Below are 16,889 nucleotides of genomic sequence, written 5' to 3'. Positions count from 1 at the left end.
GTGGCGCGAACCTTGCGTCCCCCGTCCCCGGCGCCTGCTGCTGTCCCCGACGGGCCTACGTCCCCCCACGCGGCTTCCGCGGCGGCGGGGGAGGAGGCGGAGGCGGCGGTGGCCCGTCGTCCGGCCGGGCCGGCGGACGGTTCCCACCCTTCGGCTTGGGCGGCTGCCGGGGCCCACGCGGCGGCGGCCCGACCGGCCGCGCCACCGTGGGCGCGCCGTACACGTCCCCGTCCCCGTCCCGGTGAGCAGCCGGGTCACTGCCCGAGCGTGATGCGTGAGGTGCCCCGGGTTCGCCGGGGCGTGGCCGCGCGTCCTGCGGTTCTCGCAGTGCGTCCGGCACCCGGAGGTACGGATTGGTGGCCGGGTTCGGCGGCCGGTACGGCACTCCCGGCGCGTACGGCCCGGCCTCCTCCCCGTACGACGACGCCCGCCCGGCGTCGGTCCCGTCCCACTCCCCGGACCGCCCGGCACCGGCGTCGTACCCGGTCCGCACCCCGCTCGCCGCTGGTCCGGCCGCCCCCCGGGCCAAAGCCGTAGCCGACCGCCCCGCGGCCCCGCTCGCCCACGCGAGCAACGCCCCCACCGCCCCGGCCCCCGCACCCCACACCGCGCCCAGCAGCAGGGCCATGCCGAGGTGGCCGTGCAGTTCGACGCCCGCGCCGAACGCGTCGAAGCCGAGCACGGACAGGGAGGCGGTCACGGACACGTCCGTCAGCCAGGCGAGCAGCGGCAGGGCCGGCGCGGTCACCACCCCCAGCCGCAGCGCACACCGCCCCGCGAAACCGAGAGCCCCCGAACCCCGTACGCCCGCCGGACCGGGCACCGGCGTCCGCGCCGCCGCCAACACCCCCGCCAGCAGCATCATCAACGCCGCCGCCACCCCCAGCAGCCACACCCGACCGTCCAGCTCGGCCAGCCGCCCCAGCGTCACCGGCTCGGAGCGGCCCGCGAGCAGGTCGTCCAGCGGGTCCGGCAGGAGACGGGTCAGTTCACCCGTGGCCCGGCCGTCCCACGGCACGAGCAGACCGATCGGGACGCCCAGCCACACCCCGTTCGGCGCCCCGAGCAGTGCCGCGCCGGCGATGCGGCGGGGATGGTCGTCACCGGTCGCCGCGTACGCCGCCGCCGCGAGCCCCGCCGCCACCGCCACCAGCAGCACGGTCACCACCGCGGAAACGGCGGGCCGTACGACCCGGTGCACGGCCTCCCAGCCCCGCGGCAGCGGCGTGCGGCGCGAGGCCAGCAGGGCGATGACGAGGATCCCGGCCGACCAGCCCAGCCCGCCGAGCAGCGTGGGAGCGGTGTCGACCGTGAACCCGACCGCCGCCCGCGCGTCGACCAGATCGCCGATCCGGTCCGGCAGCAACCCGCCGACGTCCCCCAGCCCGGGAATCTCCAGGCCGTCTCCACCGCCCCCGCCCGTGAGGTCGTCCAGCCCCAGCGCGCCGCCGTCGATCGTGATGACATCGTGCCCCGCCCAGGCCAGCCCGCCCAGCATCGCCACGAACAGCGTGACCACCGCGCCCGCACGCGCGAGGAGTTCGGCGGGCGATATCACAACTCCCGCCGCCCGCAAGGACCGTAGGAAGAAGTACGACAGCAGCACCGCCCCGGCCAGGCTCACCCCCAGTGGCGTGATCTCGATGGCGGTGTCCGCCTCCGCACCCGTGAGACCGAACGCCGACACATCACCGGACGGCGTGACCGAACCACCCGCCCCAAGTGCCACCACCGCCGCGGTCATCGGCCCCAAGGAGCCCGCCGTGTCCGCCTCCAGCAGCCGCAGACCCAGCGCAGCCGTACCCGCCATTCCGATCAACGCCCAGCTCACGGCGGCCACGGCGGACATCAGCACGTCCCCCCACGGCACGCGCGTGCCGCCCCTCGCCGTCTCCGCACCTGTACCGGCACCCATGGCAGACCCCCCGATCCGCTACGCGGCGGGAACACCGCGTCCGTCCCCCTCGCGTCGAAATACCACTCTCCGGCCCGTTTTCAACCCCGTCAACGGAAACGGCTGATGCGTCCGAACGCGGTCTTCACAAGGCCCGACTTTCGGTCAGGCGGCCGCTACTGAAATAGTTCCCCCCGATGTTCGACATCCCTAGACTCCCCATGTCGGGGGTAACTCGGGGGACAACTCAGTGGGGCATGGAGTGCCGGAACTCGTACTGGAATCAAACGGACGTACCTGGACGCTCGATCCGTCCAGGGCTTACACCCTCGGACGTGATCCGCAGGGGGACGTCGTCTTCGACGACGCCAGGGTCTCCTGGCGTCACGCCACGGTCAGTTTCAACGGGCGCAGTTGGGTCATCGAGGACCATGGCAGCACCAACGGCACCTTCGTGCAGGGGCAGCGGATCCATCAGCTGGAGCTCGGCCCGGGCTCGGCGGTCAACCTGGGCAACGCGACCGACGGCCCGCGCCTGGACTTCTCCGGTGCCGCAGCCTCCGTCGCCACGCCGCAGGCCCAGCCCCAGCAGCAGCCGTACGCCGCACAGGGCGCGAATCCCGGCTGGGCCCAGCAGGCCCCTGCTCAGCAGGCGCCCCACCAGCAGTTCCAGGCCCCGCAGCAGGAGGCCCAGGCCGGCTGGCAGCAGCAGCCGCAGCAGCACGCGGCGCACATCCCACAGCAGCAGGGCCCCGGCGGCGTCGCGGGGGCGCCGCCGGTCTACGGCGACCGCAGCCCGACCACGTTCCACCAGTTCTCCCTCGGCCGCGTGATGCGCATCGGCCGGGCCCTGGAGAACGAGCTGGTCGTCTCCGACCTCCAGGTCTCCCGGCACCACGCCGAGTTCCACTCGACGCCCGACGGGCGCATGGAGATCCGCGACCTGGGCTCGCACAACGGCACGTACGTCAACGGCCAGCCGATCCCCAAGGGCGGCACGCAGCTGCTCGGTCCTGCCGATGTCGTCGGCGTCGGCCACTCGACGTTCCGGATCGTCGGCGACCGGCTCGAGGAGTTCGTCGACACCGGTGAGGTGTCCTTCTCCGCGCGCCACCTGACCGTCACCGTCGACGGCGGCAAGCAGATCCTCAAGGACGTCTCCTTCGGCGTCCCGGAGAAGTCGCTGATCGCGGTCATCGGCCCGTCCGGGTCCGGCAAGTCAACCCTGCTCAAGGCGCTCACCGGCTACCGCCCGGCCGACCAGGGCGAGGTCCTCTACGACAACCGGAATCTCTACAAGCAGTTCGCCGAGCTGCGCCAGCGCATCGGTCTGGTCCCGCAGGACGACATCCTGCACAAGGAGCTGACCGTCAAGAAGGCCCTCAAGTACGCGGCCAAGCTCCGCTTCCCGGCGGACACCACGGCCGCCGAGCGCGACGCCCGTATCGACGAGGTGCTGCGCGAGCTGAAGCTGGACATCCACAAGGACAAGAAGGTCACGTCCCTGTCCGGCGGCCAGCGCAAGCGCGTCTCCGTGGCCCTGGAGCTGCTCACCAAGCCGTCGCTGATCTTCCTGGACGAGCCGACCTCCGGCCTCGACCCGGGCATGGACCGCGATGTCATGCAGCTGCTGCGCGGCCTGGCGGACGACGGCCGTACGGTCCTCGTCGTCACCCACTCCGTGGCGGAGCTGGCGCTGTGCGACAAGCTGCTGGTGATGGCGCCCGGCGGCGCGGTGGCCTACTTCGGCCCGCCGGAGGAGGCGCTGAACTTCTTCGGCTACGACACCTGGGCCGATGTCTTCTCCGCCTTCGAGAACTACCGCGACTACGACTGGGCGGGCCGCTGGAAGGGCTCGCAGCACTACCAGATGTACGCCGCGGACATCGACGCCGTCGCGCCGCAGTCCGTACAGGTTCCGCCGATGCAGGCGATGAAGCCGCCGAAGCCGCAGGGCTGGATGTCCCAGTTCGTCACGCTCGTCCGGCGCTATGTCTCGGTGATCGCGTCCGACAAGGGCTTCCTCGCCCTGATGGTGATCCTGCCGGCGGTGCTCGGCGCGGTGAGCCTGCTCATCGACGCGGACAAGGGTCTGCTGCCCAACCCGGCCAATCCGCAGACCGGCCGGATCATCCCGAACGGCACGGCCACCACGGTCCTGCTGATCCTCGCGGTCGGCGCCTGCTTCGCGGGCGCGGCGAACTCGGTCCGCGAGCTGATCAAGGAACGGGTCATCTACGAGCGGGAGCGCGCGACCGGCCTGTCGCGCTCGGCGTACCTGATGTCGAAGGTGTTCGTGCTCGGCATGATCACCGTCCTGCAGGGCCTGCTGGTCGGCGTCATCGGCTTCTCCAGCCGGGAGATCCCCGAGGAGGGCCTGGTCTTCGGCAGCGCCACGCTGCTGGAGCTGTCCGTGCCGATCATGGCCCTGGGCTTCACCTCCATGATGTTCGGTCTGATCATCTCGTCGCTGGTCAAGACCGCGGAGAAGACCATGCCGCTGCTGGTGATGTTCGCCATCATCCAGGTCGTCTTCACGGGCTGCCTGTTCACGCTGCACGGCTCGATCGGCGTCAACCAGTTCTCGTTCCTGATGCCGTCGCGCTGGGCGGTCGCCGCCTCCGGTGCCACGCTGGACTTCAACAAGATCAGCCCGCCCGAGACGGCCGGCGACAACGACCCGCTGTGGGAGCACACCGTCGGGGCCTGGGCCATGGACATGGGCGCGCTCCTTGTCCTGGGCGTGATCTGCGGCTTCTTCGTGGCCCGCTTCCTGCGCCGCCACGAGCCCGAGGTCATGCGCAAGTAGTCACCGCTCCACCGTGCCCGAAGGGCGGCACCCCGTCAGGAGGGGTGCCGCCCTTCGGCGTTCAGTCAGCGAAGCAGAGGTCCGCGCCAGCCTCAGTACGCGCTGTTGACGTTGTCCATCGAGCCGTACTTGTCGGCCGCGTAGTTGCAGGCGGCGGTGATGTTGGCGACCGGGTCGTAGATGTCCCAGGAGGTGCCGGGGACGTGCCAGTGCTTGAAGGTCGGCGGGATGACCTGGAGCAGGCCCTTCGACGGGATGCCGTTGATGGCGTTGATGTCCCAGTTGTTGATCGCCTTCGGGTTACCCGAGGACTCTCGGATGATGTTGCGCTTGATGCCGTCGTAGGAGCCGGGAATCCCGTGCTTCTTCATGACGTCGAGCGACTCGCGGATCCAGCCGTCGAGGTTGTTCGGGTAGCTCTTGGCGGCGGCCTTCTTGACCTGGGCGCGCTTGGCGTCCCGGCTCGCGGCCTCCTTGGCCTTGCGTGCGGCCTCGGCCTTCTTCTTCGCGGCCTCGGCGGCGGCCTTCTTCTTGGCGGCGGCCGCGGCGTCGGCCTTCTTCTTCGCCGCGATCTGCTCCGCCTTCAGGCTGGCGCTGGCCATCTGGTCGGTGACGCTCGCCTTGACGTCCTTGATCTGCTCGGTGCTGAACGCCACCGCAGCCGGCTGAGCGGCCTCGGTCGTGGTCTTGGTCGACGCGCCGCTCGGCACCGCGGAGAGGCCGATGGCGGCGGCGCCGAGGGTGGCGACACCCGCCATGGCGATCTTGTGGTGACGGGTCAGGCGACGACTCTGAACACGGCTGAAGATGTTCTTGGGCATGCTGCTGTGGACCTCTTCGAATAGCGCGGGAGTCGCTCGGCGTCCGGCGTTGGACTCGGTGTGTTTCCGACACGAACGCCGCGGAGGTGAACCCACGGCGCTGAGCGACGCCAGCAATTCTTAGCGGCCGCAAAATCGCGTGGCAAAGGTGTGACGTACGATGCCCGATAGTGGATCAGGGAGGGGCAAATCGGGGCAGACTGGACTGTCCGCGCCGCTCAATAGGTGCGGCTTTGTCTCCTATGCACTTTCGTACGTGACGTGGGTCCTATGCGCGGGCTCACACCCGGCGAAGGGTGGTCTCACCGCTGGTTGCACAAGCGATGCTCAGCGTGAGGGTCCTGCACGCCCCTGCTACTGCAGGACGAGGTGCACGTCCCCGAACTCGTGCCACAGGTAACGGCCCTGGAGCGCGGCCTCGTAGCCACGCTCGATCGCCTCCCGCCCGGCGACCGCCTCCAGCATCAGCAGATGCGAGGCCTCCGGTTCGTGCAGCCCGGTCAGCAGCCCGTCCACCACACGCACCCCGCGCTCCGGAGTGACGACGAGATCCGTCCACCCCGCACGCGCGCGTACGCCCCCGTCGGCGCCCACCGCCGACTCCACGGCCCGCACCGCCGTCGTCCCGACCGCTATGACCCGGCCTCCACCGGCCTTCGCGGCGTTGATCAGCCGCGCCGACGCCTCGGGCACCGCGAAGCGCTCCGGATACGGCGGCTCGTGCGCCTCCGCCGACGCCACCCCCGTATGCAGCGTGACCGGCGCGAACTGCACGCCCCGGCTCACCAGCTCAGCCACCGACCGCGCCGTGAAGGGCCGCGCCGCACTCGGCATCTCCGCACTGCCCGCCCCGTCCTCGGACGGCAGCGCGAACACCGTCTGGTAGACGGACAACGGCTGGTCGCGCTCCGTGTACGAGTAGCGAATGGGCCGCCCGTGCTCCCGCAGCAGCCTCGGCACCCCCGGCCCGGCGACCCGCGCCCACCACAGCCGCCGGCTCCGACCGCTCAGCGGCTCCTCCAGAACCAGCCACCCACCTCCCGGCAGGCACACCCCCGTACCCGCGGGCCCACCCGCACGCGCGCGCGTGGTGCCCCGCCCGTCGGGCTCCCGCAGCTCCACCGCCCAGCGGCCGTCGTCCCCACACGTGGAGAAGTGCACCACCACGCGCGCGTGCCCGATCCACCCGTCCACGGCCGCCGCCAGCGTGGCCGACGTGTTGACCACGAGCAGATCCCCGGCCCGCAACAGCCGCGGCAGCTCCGGGAACGTGTGATGCGCCACCTCAACGCCCCGGGACACCAGCATCCGCACGGCGTCCCGGTCCAGCCCGGGCCGCCGCTGCTCGACCGGCACCCGGGCCGACAGCTCATCCGGTACTCGCACGGCCAGTGTCATCGGGCCTCGTCCACCAGGGCCGGAGCCCCGTACCGCCCACTCGCGGGCCGCTCCTCCAGCAGCCGCAGGAACCCCGGCACCACAGCCGCCGGCTCCGGCCGCGGACCGTGATCGTCCGGTACGGCCGCCGCATACAGGTCCGTGGCCATGTCCCCGGGATCCACCGCCCAGACCCGCAGCCCCGGCTCCTCCACGGCGAGCACCGCCATCAGCTGGTCCAGGGCCGCCTTGGACGCCCCGTAGCCGCCCCAGGTCTCGTACGCCTCGGCGGCCGCGTCCGAACTGACCGCCACGACGGTGCCCGCCCGCGAGGCCCGCAGCAGCGGCAGCGCCTCCTGGACCAGGCCGAGACCCGCCACCAGGTTCACCTCCAGCGCCCGCCGCAGCCCCTCCAGGGGCAGCTCCTCCAGCCGCACCAGGGGCTCGGCGCCCAGCGCGCTCGCGTTGTGCACCAGCAGGTCGACGCCGCCGAGCCGCCACGCCGCCGCCACCAGCGCCGCACGGTGCGCTGCGTCCGTGACGTCCCCGGGCAGGGCGGTCACGCGCGTGCCGTGCGCGGAGACGGCCTCCGCCGCGTCCGTCAGTGCCTCGGTGCCCCTGGCATCGAGCACCAGATCCCAGCCCCGCCCGGCCAGGGCCTCCGCGAGCGCCCGGCCCAGGCCCTTCGAGGCCCCGGTGATGATCGCAACCGGCATGATCCGCTCCCTCGCTGTGATCGTGTGCCCTCAACCTAGGAACGGAGACACCCCGACCGCCTCGGACGCGGGCCGCAGACCACCGGGTCACTTCGCCCTACGCCACCGGCCCGGCGCCCTGGGCCCTACGCCGCGCCGCCCGGCCGCATCGGCCCCGCGACCTAGGCCCACCGGACCGGGCGCCCGCCCCCACCGGTCCGATCCGCGATGTCACAGCCCGCCGGTACCGTGAGGACATGAGTCACGGTCCCCGGTCCGGCCTCGCCGCGGTGAGCTCCGCGTTGCTGGCCATGAGCAGGCATCTCGAGGTGCGCGACGTCCTCAAGACGATCGTCGCCTCGGCCCGCGAACTGCTCGACGCGCAGTACGCCGCGCTCGGCGTCCCGGACGACCACGGCGGCTTCGCCCAGTTCGTGGTGGACGGCGTCAGCGAGGAGCAGTGGAAGGCCATCGGCCCGCTCCCGCGCCAGCACGGCATCCTCGCCGCGATGCTCCACGAGGCCAGGGTCGAGCGCCTCGCCGACGTCCGCAAGGACCCCCGCTTCGAGGGCTGGCCGAGCGCCCACCCCGACCTGGTCGACTTCCTGGGCCTGCCCATCCGGGACGGCGACGAGGTCATCGGCGCACTCTTCCTCGCCAACAAGAACTGCCCCAAGCCGCAAGGCGGCTGCGGCTTCACACAGGACGACGAGGAACTGCTCGGCATCCTGGCCCAGCACGCGGCGATAGCCCTCACCAACGCCCGGCTCTACGAACGCAGCCGAGAACTCACCATCGCCGAGGAACGCTCCCGCCTCGCCCACGAACTGCACGACGCGGTCAGCCAGAAGCTCTTCTCCCTCCGCCTGACCGCCCAGGCAGCGGCCCGCCTGGTGGACCGGGACCCCTCCCGTGCCAAGGGCGAACTCCAGCAGGTGGCGGCCCTCGCCGCCGAGGCCGCCGACGAACTGCGCGCCGCCGTCGTCGAGTTGCGCCCCGCCGCCCTCGACGAGGACGGTCTCGTGGCCACCCTCCGGACGCAGGTCCAGGTGCTCGACCGTGCGCACTCCGCCCGCGTCACCTTCGCCGGCCGCGGTGTGAAGGCTCTGCCCGCCTCCCAGGAGGAGGCCGTCCTGCGCGTCGCCCAGGAGGCCCTGCACAACGCCCTGCGCCACTCCGGCGCCGACCACGTGGACGTCACCCTGGACCGCCGCGGCAGCGGAGCCGTCCTGCGCGTCACGGACGACGGCAGCGGCTTCGACCCGCAGGCGGTCCGCCGCGCAGGACGCCATCTGGGCCTGGTCTCCATGCGGGACCGGGCGAGCGGCGCCGGCGGCACGCTGACCGTGGAATCGGCGCCCGGCAAGGGCACCACGATCGAGATGGAGGTCCCCGGTGGCTGACGCAATCAAGGTGCTGCTCGTCGACGACCACCAGGTCGTCCGCCGGGGCCTGCGTACGTTCCTCGAGGTGCAGGACGACATCGAGGTCGTCGGCGAGGCGGCGGACGGCGCCGAGGGGGTCGACCGCGCGGAGGAGCTGCGGCCCGACGTCATCCTCATGGACGTCAAGATGCCGGGCATGGACGGCGTCGACGCCCTGCGCAGACTCCGCGAACTGGACAACCCCGCGCGCGTGCTGATCGTCACCAGCTTCACGGAGCAGCGCACGGTGGTCCCGGCCCTGCGCGCGGGCGCCGCCGGTTACGTCTACAAGGACGTCGACCCCGACGCCCTCGCCGGAGCCATCCGCTCCGTCCACGCGGGGCACATCCTCCTCCAGCCGGAGGTCGCCGACGCCCTGCTGTCCCAGGAGGAGGCCAACTCGGGCCCGGGACGTGCCGGTTCGCTCACGGACCGGGAGCGCGAGGTGCTCGGCCTGATAGCGGACGGCCGCTCCAACCGGGAGATCGCCCGCGCGCTCGTCCTCTCCGAGAAGACCGTCAAGACCCACGTCTCGAACATCCTGATGAAACTCGACCTGTCCGACCGGACCCAGGCCGCCCTGTGGGCCGTTCGCCATGGCGTGACCGGCTGACACGCTCATCCCACGGCAACACGGAGGGTTCCATTCCAGACCGAGATTCATACTGTCGTGGGAACGTCCCTCACATGGCGCAACCTCGGTGGATCTCCGCCGTTCTCCAGTGCGTGCTGCGGCGCCTGCCGCGGCAATCGCAAGGAGGGCTCAGAAGTGAAGAACCTGAAGAAGGCCGCTGCCGTGACGATGGTGACCGGTGGCCTGCTGGCCGCGGGCGCGGGCATCGCCTCCGCCACCAGCGCGCACGCTGACGGCCAGGCCGTGGGCTCCCCGGGCGTCGGCTCGGGCAACGTCGTCCAGGCCCCGGTGCACGTCCCGGTCAACGTCTCCGGCAACAGCGTGAACGTCGTGGGCGCGCTGAACCCGGCCTTCGGCAACCACGCCGTCAACCACTGACCCCCCACCTCCGTCTCCGAGCCGGAGGTGACCACCGGCCTCCCAGTCCCACTGGGAGGCCGGCCCGCTCAGCCCCGCTTGGCTGCGGGCAGTCGTGCCGCTGGGGCGGCACGGGTGGGCGCAGCGGCACCCCGCCACGCCGGGCTGCGCACACACCCGCCCTCAGCACCAACGCCGAGCACCAGACAACCCACAGTCACCGCACCCCCCGCTCCCGCTCCTCCACAACGGAGTTGTACGCCGCGACCTGCGCCCGCCGAGCCGTCCGCTCCACCGGCCGCAACGCCTCCCGCCGCGCAGACATCTCGGACGAACTCACCGCACCGCCGTGCCCGCTCTCCGTCGCCACAACGATGAGCGTCCCCACCCGCTGCGCCAACTCCAGCACCCGCACCGCCCGTGACGGATACCCCGGCGCCAGCACCTCCCGCCCCCGCTCGGCCCGAGCCCGATACGCGTCGACCGCCGCCTCCGCCACCGGCCCCGACCCGGCCACATCCAGCCGCGTCAGTACCTCGGTCGCCTCCCGGAGAGCCTCCGCGAGCTCCCGCTCGGCCTCACCCAGCGACGGCACGTCCGCAGGCGGCGCCTCCCGCACGGGCAGCACATGCCACACCACCTCGACCTGAACACCCTCAGGCCCGGCGTCGTACACGTCCGGCACCAACCCCAGGGCGGCCCCGTAACAGACCACCGCCTCCTCGGCCTCCAGCGCCCGCGCGTTGAACTCCGGCGGCCCGCTCAGCCCCAGCGGATGCCCCGGCGCGGGCAGTGCCACCCGCAGCCCGGTCACCCCGAGCCTGCGCAGCCGCCCCAGCGCGAGCGTCAGCCCGACCTGGCCCGACTCTCCCGGCAGCCCTTCCACCCGATGCACCGCGTCCTCGCCGACGATGGCGAGCACAGCGTCATCCGGTGAGACAAGTCCGGCCAAAAGGGCATTTCCCCATGCAGCGAGACGTCCAGCGCGTGGTTCCGTGAGCATGTCCCCACCCTAGGACCCTCCAAGGACCGGACCGAGGGAATGTCCCGGCCGACCGGTGGCGTAGATTTCATGGAGGGCTGCGCCCACCGGCGCGGCGGACCGAGCCACAGGCTTACGCGACAGCCGAGACCGGCCACACTGCAAGGGGAGACAACGCGCTCATGAGCGATGTTCTGGAGCTTCAGGACGTATCCGTGGTCCGCGAGGGCCGGGCTCTGGTGGACCAGGTCTCCTGGTCGGTCAAGGAGGGCGAGCGCTGGGTCATCCTGGGCCCGAACGGCGCCGGCAAGACCACCCTCCTCAACCTCGCTTCCACCTACCTCTTCCCCAGCTCGGGCACCGCCGCCATCCTCGGCGAGACCCTCGGCAGGCCCGGCACCGACGTCTTCGAGCTGCGCCCGCGCATCGGCATGGCCGGCATCGCCATGGCCGACAAGCTCCCCAAGCGCCAGACGGTCCTGGAGACGGTGCTGACCGCCGCCTACGGCATGACCGCCACCTGGCACGAGGACTACGAGGAGATCGACGAACAGCGCGCCCGCGCCTTCCTCGACCGCCTCGGCATGAGCGAGTACCTGGAGCGCAAGTTCGGCACGCTCTCCGAGGGCGAGCGCAAGCGCACCCTCATCGCCCGTGCCCTGATGACCGACCCCGAGCTGCTGCTCCTCGACGAGCCCGCCGCCGGCCTCGACCTCGGCGGCCGCGAGGACCTCGTCCGCCGCCTCGGCCGCCTCGCCCGCGACCCGATCGCCCCCTCGATGCTCATGGTCACCCACCACGTCGAGGAGATCCCCCCGGGCTTCACGCACGTCCTCATGATCCGCCAGGGCAAGGTCCTCGCCGCCGGTCCGATGGAGCTCGAACTCACCTCCCGCAACCTCTCCCTCTGCTTCGGCCTCCCCCTCGTCGTCGAACAGGCGGGCGAGCGCTGGACGGCACAGGGCCTCCCGCTGTCCTGACCCGGCGCCTCGCCCCGCAAATCCCAGAGTAAGAACGGCATTTCACACGCTGGGCGCCCTGTCGGTGACAGGGCCGTCGGACCTACCATGACCATGTGGAAATCGACGCATGGCTGTGGTGGCTGATCGGCGCGACAGCGCTCGGGATCGCGCTCGTGGTCACCGCGATGCCGGAACTCGGCATGCTCGCGGTGGGCGCCATCGGCGCCGCGGTCGTCAACGGCGTGTTCGGCGGCGGAGCCGTCGCCCAGGTCGTCGTCTTCGCCGTCATCTCGACCGCGGGCATCGCCGTCGTACGGCCCATCGCGAACCGGCACCGCGCCCAGCGGCCCCAACTCGCCACCGGCGTGGACGCGTTGAAAGGCAGACAAGCCGTCGTCCTGGAACGCGTCGATGCCTCCGGCGGCCGGATCAAGCTGGCCGGAGAGGTCTGGTCGGCCCGCGCCCTCGACACCGACCGCGCCTACGAAGTAGGGCAGGAAGTGGACGTCGTGGACATCGAGGGAGCCACTGCGATCGTCATGTGACCTCGCAGGACGTAACTGGAGTGAACTCCTCGCCAGCTACGTGACGGTCTGACAGACTCGACCAGCAAGATCTTCGACAACCATGAGATCTGCCGAAGTCGCCGAGGCGGAGAAGGGTACGGGGAACGACGATGGAACCGGTCATCATCGTCCTGATCATTCTGGTGGTGTTGGTCTTCATCGCCCTGATCAAGACGATCCAAGTCATCCCACAGGCCAGTGCGGCCATCGTCGAGCGCTTCGGCCGCTACACGCGGACGCTGAACGCCGGCCTCAACATCGTCGTCCCGTTCATCGACACCATCCGCAACCGCATCGACCTGCGCGAACAGGTCGTGCCCTTCCCGCCGCAGCCGGTGATCACCCAGGACAACCTGGTGGTCAACATCGACACGGTCATCTACTACCAGGTGACCGACGCCCGCGCCGCGACGTACGAAGTCGCCAGCTACATCCAGGCGATCGAGCAGCTCACCGTCACCACGCTCCGCAACATCATCGGTGGCATGGACCTGGAGCGGACCCTGACCTCCCGCGAGGAGATCAACGCGGCCCTGCGCGGCGTCCTCGACGAGGCCACCGGCAAGTGGGGCATCCGCGTCAACCGCGTCGAGCTGAAGGCCATCGAGCCGCCCACCTCCATCCAGGACTCGATGGAGAAGCAGATGCGCGCCGACCGCGACAAGCGCGCCGCCATCCTCCAGGCCGAAGGTGTCCGGCAGTCCGAGATCCTGCGCGCCGAAGGTGAGAAGCAGTCCCAGATCCTGCGCGCCGAAGGTGAGGCCAAGGCAGCCGCCCTGCGCGCCGAGGGCGAGGCCCAGGCCGTCCGTACGGTCTTCGAGGCCATCCACGCCGGCGACCCGGACCAGAAGCTCCTCTCCTACCAGTACCTCCAGATGCTCCCGAAGATCGCCGAGGGCGACGCCAACAAGCTCTGGATCGTCCCCAGCGAGATCGGCGACGCCCTCAAGGGCCTGTCCGGCGCGATGGGCAACTTCGGCGGCATCGGCGGAGGTTCCGGTGGCAACGGCGGCGCGTCCGGCGGCCACGTCCCCGCGCAGGAGCGCCGCGAGAAGCCGTCCATCGACTGACCCGGCACGCATGAAGGGGCCCGCTTCCGATCGGAAGCGGGCCCCTTCATGCGACGGACCCTAGGCCGCAGGCTGGGCCAGCCACTCCGGCAGCGCGTCGAAGTCGTCCCGCCCCAGAGCCAGCAGCATCGCGTCCGCCGGAGTCGGCTCGAACGGCTGCCGCAGCAGCGGCATCCCCGCCTCCTCCGGAGTCCGGTTCGCCTTGCGGTGGTTGTCCTGCGCGCACGAGGCCACCGTGTTCAGCCAGGTGTCCTGACCGCCCTGCGACCGCGGCACCACATGGTCGACGGTCGTCGCCCGCCTCCCGCAGTACGCGCACCGGTGCCGGTCCCGGACCAGCACACCCCGCCTCGACCACGGCGCTCGTCTTCGGAAGGGCACCCGTACGTACTGGCAGAGCCTGATCACCCGGGGCGCCGGTATGTCGACCGCGGCTCCCCGCATCCGCAGCTCGGGGTGGGCCTGCTCGACGACGGCCTTGTCCTGAAGCACCAGAACGACGGCTCGGTTCAGCGTCACCGTCGACAGCGGCTCGAAGCTCGCGTTGAGTACCAGCGTGTCCCGCATACCAGCCCACCTCCCGTGTGCACCGGCCCACCCCATGGCGGGCTGGGATCAACTCTGGCCGGGCACGCCGAGATGGACAACGCAATATCTGCTGCTCCCACGGGGGGTGACCCCCGCGGCCCCCGGCAACAAAAATGCCCGCTCCTGATCAATTCCAAGACCAGGAGCGGGCAAACGTTCCGTGAACGCCGGGATCGCGGGGCGGCTCGTCAGCCCTCGGCGGGCACCTCGTACTCACCGATCAACTGAGCGCGCCCGATCGTGTGGAACCGAAGATTGAAGCCCACGACGGCGGGCGAAGCCTCCGCGTCCGGACCGAGCTTCTCCTGATCCACGGCGTACACCGTGAACACGTACCGGTGCGGCCCGTCCCCGGGCGGCGGCGCGGCACCGCCGAACTCCTTGCCGCCGTAGTCGTTACGAGCGTGGACCGCACCCTCGGGCAGGCCCTCGAACCCGCTGCCCGCACCCGCCGGCAGCTCGGTCACCGACGCCGGGATGTCGAACAGCACCCAGTGCCAGAACCCGCTGCCCGTCGGGGCATCGGGGTCGTAGCAGGTCACGGCGAAGCTCTTGGTCTCAGGCGGGAAGCCCTCCCACCGCAGCTGCGGCGAGGTGTTGCCGGCCGCCTGGACCTGAGCGTCCTTGAGCGTCGCACCCTCCTGGACGTCCTCGCTCGTCACCGTGAACGACGGCACAGGCGGATGGAAGTCGTGGGGGAGCGGCCGCCGCTTGAGCTCGGTCACCTCGGTACCTCCTGATCGGTTCTTGCAGTTGACCCCGAGCCTAGGGCCTCTCCTAGAACCAGTTGCGCTTGCTGCCCACCTCGGAGAGCCACTGGTTGAGGTACGCCGTCCAGTCGGTCCCCTGGTAGTCGTTGAGACCCACCTGGAAGGACCGGAAGGTGTCGCTGCCCTCGCTGAACAGACCCGGCTTCTTGTCCATCTCGAGCACCACGTCCATGGCGTTCGCGTCGGCCACGAAGCTCAGCTCGACCTGGTTCAGCCCCCGGTACTGCTGCGGCGGGTAGAACTCGATCTCCTGGTAGAACGGCAGCTTCTGCCGCGTACCCCGGATGACCCCGCGCTCCATGTCCGCGTTCTTGAAGCGGAAGCCCAGCTGGATGAAGGCGTCCAGGATCGCCTTCTGCGCCGGCAGCGGGTGCACCTTGATCGGGTCCAGGTCACCGGAGTCCACCGCCCGCGCGATCTCCAGCTCCGTGGAGACCCCGATGTGCATCGAGCGCAGCTCCTGACCGTCGATCGTCGTGATCGGCGTCTCCCACGGGATCTCCAGCCCGAACTGCACCGCGTGCACCGCGTTCGCCTGAAGCTCGAACGCCCCGCCCAGCCGGGACTTCGTGAACTCGATGTCCTGCTTGTACTCCTGGTCGCCGCTCTCCACCTCGACCTTGGCCTGGAGCCCGACCGAGAGCCCCTCGATCTGCTGGTTCACGGACCCGCCCTGGATCCGCACCTCACCCTGGACGACACCGCCCGGGACGACGTTGACCTCGTGCAGCACCGTCTCGACCGAAGCCCCGCCGGCCCCCAGGCTCGCGAGCAGCTTCTTGAACGCCATGTCTCTCCCTCTCGCCCACTACGGGTGAATCCCTGATCAGTACAAACGCGATCCGGCCGTGGCCGGTTCCACACCCTCACCCTGGCAAGGCCGGCGCTCTGAGGCCACCCCGCCGCACCACCCGTCTCCAGTACCCTCGGACGGCATGATCGCGACCCCCGACCGTACGCCCCTGCCCAGGGAGTTCTTCGACCGGCCCGTCCTCGATGTCGCCCCCGACCTCCTCGGCCGCATCCTGGTACGCACCACCCCGGACGGTCCGATCACCCTCCGCCTCACAGAGGTAGAGGCCTACGACGGTGCCGACGACCCCGGCTCACACGCCTATCGCGGCCGCACGGCCCGCAACGGCGTGATGTTCGGTCCCCCCGGGCACGTCTACGTCTACTTCACCTACGGCATGTGGTTCTGCATGAACCTGGTGTGCGGCCCCGAGGGCAAGGCGAGCGCGGTCCTGCTCCGTGCAGGCGAGATCATCGAGGGCGCCGAGCTGGCCCGCACCCGTCGACTCTCGGCCCGCAACGACAAGGAACTGGCCAAAGGCCCGGCCCGTCTGGCCACGGCTCTGGACGTGGACCGCTCCCTGGACGGCACGGACGCATGCACCTCCGACGCCACCCCCCTGAGGATGCTCACGGGCACGCCCGTACCGCGTGACCAGGTACGCAACGGCCCACGCACCGGAGTCGCGGGCGACGGGGGCAACGGCGACATCCACCCCTGGCGCTTCTGGATCGCCAACGATCCGACGGTGAGCCCTTATCGGGCCCATGTCCCGAGGCGCCGCCGAAGTTGACGCGTACCCGCAGGATGCGTAATGTAGCCCGAGCCGCTTGACCCGGGTACGGCATTCGCCAGCAGCCGGAAGCGGCCAACCCACTACCTAGCGACTCCCCTCAGCAGGGGCGAATTCTGCGTGCCCGCATGCCTGAATTCGGCGCCGACGGACTCGATTATGAGTTGGACGGCGAATCGGTTAACGTAGTGAATGTCGAAAGGCCGACGAGCGAAAGCCAAGGCCGCCCGGCAAATCCCGCCGACAGGGAATCGGATCGAGAAAAAGATCTGATAGAGTCGGAAACGCAAGACCGAAGGGAAGCGCCCGGAGGAAAGCCCGAGAGGGTGAGTACAAAGGAAGCGACCGTTCCTT

General features: G+C 70.7%; 17 protein-coding genes. 9 read left to right on the top strand and 8 right to left on the bottom strand.

Features of this window, described 5'->3' with window-relative positions; genetic code table 11:
* Positions 1-55 precede the first annotated feature (55 nt).
* Entirely contained in the window at positions 56-1,915 is a 1,860-nt protein-coding gene (locus tag ACH4G3_RS25845; RefSeq protein WP_397626746.1) for a streptophobe family protein, read from the bottom strand.
* A 241-nt stretch (positions 1,916-2,156) separates the two neighbouring features.
* On the opposite strand from ACH4G3_RS25845, the gene ACH4G3_RS25840 reads away from it, so the two are divergent.
* Positions 2,157-4,703, top strand: coding sequence for an ABC transporter ATP-binding protein/permease (locus ACH4G3_RS25840; protein WP_397626745.1), 2,547 nt, complete (start codon positions 2,157-2,159; stop codon positions 4,701-4,703).
* 92 nt (positions 4,704-4,795) lie between these two features.
* On the opposite strand, the gene ACH4G3_RS25835 is transcribed toward ACH4G3_RS25840, so the two are convergent.
* From ACH4G3_RS25835 to ACH4G3_RS25825, 3 genes are all read right to left on the bottom strand, one after another.
* Positions 4,796-5,524 (bottom strand): transglycosylase SLT domain-containing protein, encoded by a 729-nt coding sequence (locus ACH4G3_RS25835; RefSeq protein WP_397626744.1) that lies wholly within the window; start codon positions 5,522-5,524, stop codon positions 4,796-4,798.
* 354 nt (positions 5,525-5,878) lie between these two features.
* Positions 5,879-6,922: an S-adenosylmethionine:tRNA ribosyltransferase-isomerase gene (locus ACH4G3_RS25830; RefSeq protein ID WP_397626743.1), complete on the bottom strand. Its 1,044-nt coding sequence runs from the start codon at positions 6,920-6,922 to the stop codon at positions 5,879-5,881.
* Positions 6,919-7,617, bottom strand: a complete 699-nt coding sequence (locus tag ACH4G3_RS25825; RefSeq protein WP_397626742.1) for an SDR family NAD(P)-dependent oxidoreductase — start codon at positions 7,615-7,617, stop codon at positions 6,919-6,921. The genes ACH4G3_RS25830 and ACH4G3_RS25825 overlap by 4 nt, the downstream gene beginning before the upstream one ends.
* 236 nt (positions 7,618-7,853) lie before the next feature.
* Between ACH4G3_RS25825 and ACH4G3_RS25820 the strand changes: the two genes are divergently transcribed.
* From ACH4G3_RS25820 to ACH4G3_RS25810, 3 genes are all read left to right on the top strand, one after another.
* Positions 7,854-8,999, top strand: coding sequence for a GAF domain-containing sensor histidine kinase (locus ACH4G3_RS25820; protein WP_397626741.1), 1,146 nt, complete (start codon positions 7,854-7,856; stop codon positions 8,997-8,999).
* Positions 8,992-9,633 (top strand): response regulator, encoded by a 642-nt coding sequence (locus ACH4G3_RS25815; RefSeq protein WP_037668875.1) that lies wholly within the window; start codon positions 8,992-8,994, stop codon positions 9,631-9,633. The genes ACH4G3_RS25820 and ACH4G3_RS25815 overlap by 8 nt, the downstream gene beginning before the upstream one ends.
* 156 nt (positions 9,634-9,789) lie before the next feature.
* Positions 9,790-10,032 carry a chaplin gene (locus ACH4G3_RS25810; RefSeq protein WP_397619760.1) on the top strand — a complete coding sequence of 81 codons (243 nt, stop codon included), beginning with the start codon at positions 9,790-9,792 and terminating at the stop codon, positions 10,030-10,032.
* Between the two features lie 196 nt (positions 10,033-10,228).
* Here ACH4G3_RS25810 and ACH4G3_RS25805 read toward each other — a convergent pair whose 3' ends face one another.
* Positions 10,229-11,014: a hypothetical protein gene (locus ACH4G3_RS25805; RefSeq protein WP_082319847.1), complete on the bottom strand. Its 786-nt coding sequence runs from the start codon at positions 11,012-11,014 to the stop codon at positions 10,229-10,231.
* A 161-nt stretch (positions 11,015-11,175) separates the two neighbouring features.
* On the opposite strand from ACH4G3_RS25805, the gene ACH4G3_RS25800 reads away from it, so the two are divergent.
* The 3 genes from ACH4G3_RS25800 (at position 11,176) to ACH4G3_RS25790 (ending at position 13,591) form a co-directional block, all read left to right on the top strand.
* Entirely contained in the window at positions 11,176-11,973 is a 798-nt protein-coding gene (locus ACH4G3_RS25800; protein WP_020272309.1) for an ABC transporter ATP-binding protein, read from the top strand.
* A gap of 95 nt (positions 11,974-12,068) precedes the next feature.
* A complete protein-coding gene (locus tag ACH4G3_RS25795; RefSeq protein ID WP_397626740.1) occupies positions 12,069-12,500 on the top strand; it encodes an NfeD family protein in 432 nt (143 codons plus the stop codon).
* 131 nt (positions 12,501-12,631) lie between these two features.
* On the top strand, positions 12,632-13,591 hold the full coding sequence (locus tag ACH4G3_RS25790; protein WP_397626739.1) for an SPFH domain-containing protein: 960 nt from the start codon (positions 12,632-12,634) through the stop codon (positions 13,589-13,591).
* A 60-nt stretch (positions 13,592-13,651) separates the two neighbouring features.
* Here ACH4G3_RS25790 and ACH4G3_RS25785 read toward each other — a convergent pair whose 3' ends face one another.
* From ACH4G3_RS25785 to ACH4G3_RS25775, 3 genes are all read right to left on the bottom strand, one after another.
* Positions 13,652-14,158: an HNH endonuclease gene (locus ACH4G3_RS25785; protein ID WP_397626738.1), complete on the bottom strand. Its 507-nt coding sequence runs from the start codon at positions 14,156-14,158 to the stop codon at positions 13,652-13,654.
* Positions 14,159-14,367: 209 nt separating this feature from the next.
* Positions 14,368-14,904 (bottom strand): YbhB/YbcL family Raf kinase inhibitor-like protein, encoded by a 537-nt coding sequence (locus ACH4G3_RS25780; protein ID WP_397626737.1) that lies wholly within the window; start codon positions 14,902-14,904, stop codon positions 14,368-14,370.
* A gap of 52 nt (positions 14,905-14,956) precedes the next feature.
* Positions 14,957-15,739, bottom strand: a complete 783-nt coding sequence (locus tag ACH4G3_RS25775) for a sporulation protein (protein ID WP_020272304.1) — start codon at positions 15,737-15,739, stop codon at positions 14,957-14,959.
* Between the two features lie 145 nt (positions 15,740-15,884).
* On the opposite strand from ACH4G3_RS25775, the gene ACH4G3_RS25770 reads away from it, so the two are divergent.
* Complete coding sequence (locus tag ACH4G3_RS25770; RefSeq protein ID WP_397626736.1) at positions 15,885-16,535, top strand: DNA-3-methyladenine glycosylase; 651 nt, start codon at positions 15,885-15,887, stop codon at positions 16,533-16,535.
* 128 nt (positions 16,536-16,663) lie between these two features.
* The coding region (locus ACH4G3_RS25765; RefSeq protein WP_397626735.1) for a hypothetical protein at positions 16,664-16,889 on the top strand (226 nt) is incomplete at its 3' end.

This window comes from Streptomyces afghaniensis, assembly GCF_044327915.1.
Classification (GTDB): Bacteria; Actinomycetota; Actinomycetes; order Streptomycetales; family Streptomycetaceae; genus Streptomyces; species Streptomyces afghaniensis.
Note: the sequence above shows the minus strand (reverse complement) of the source record. Positions and strands in the feature narration are given on the sequence as shown.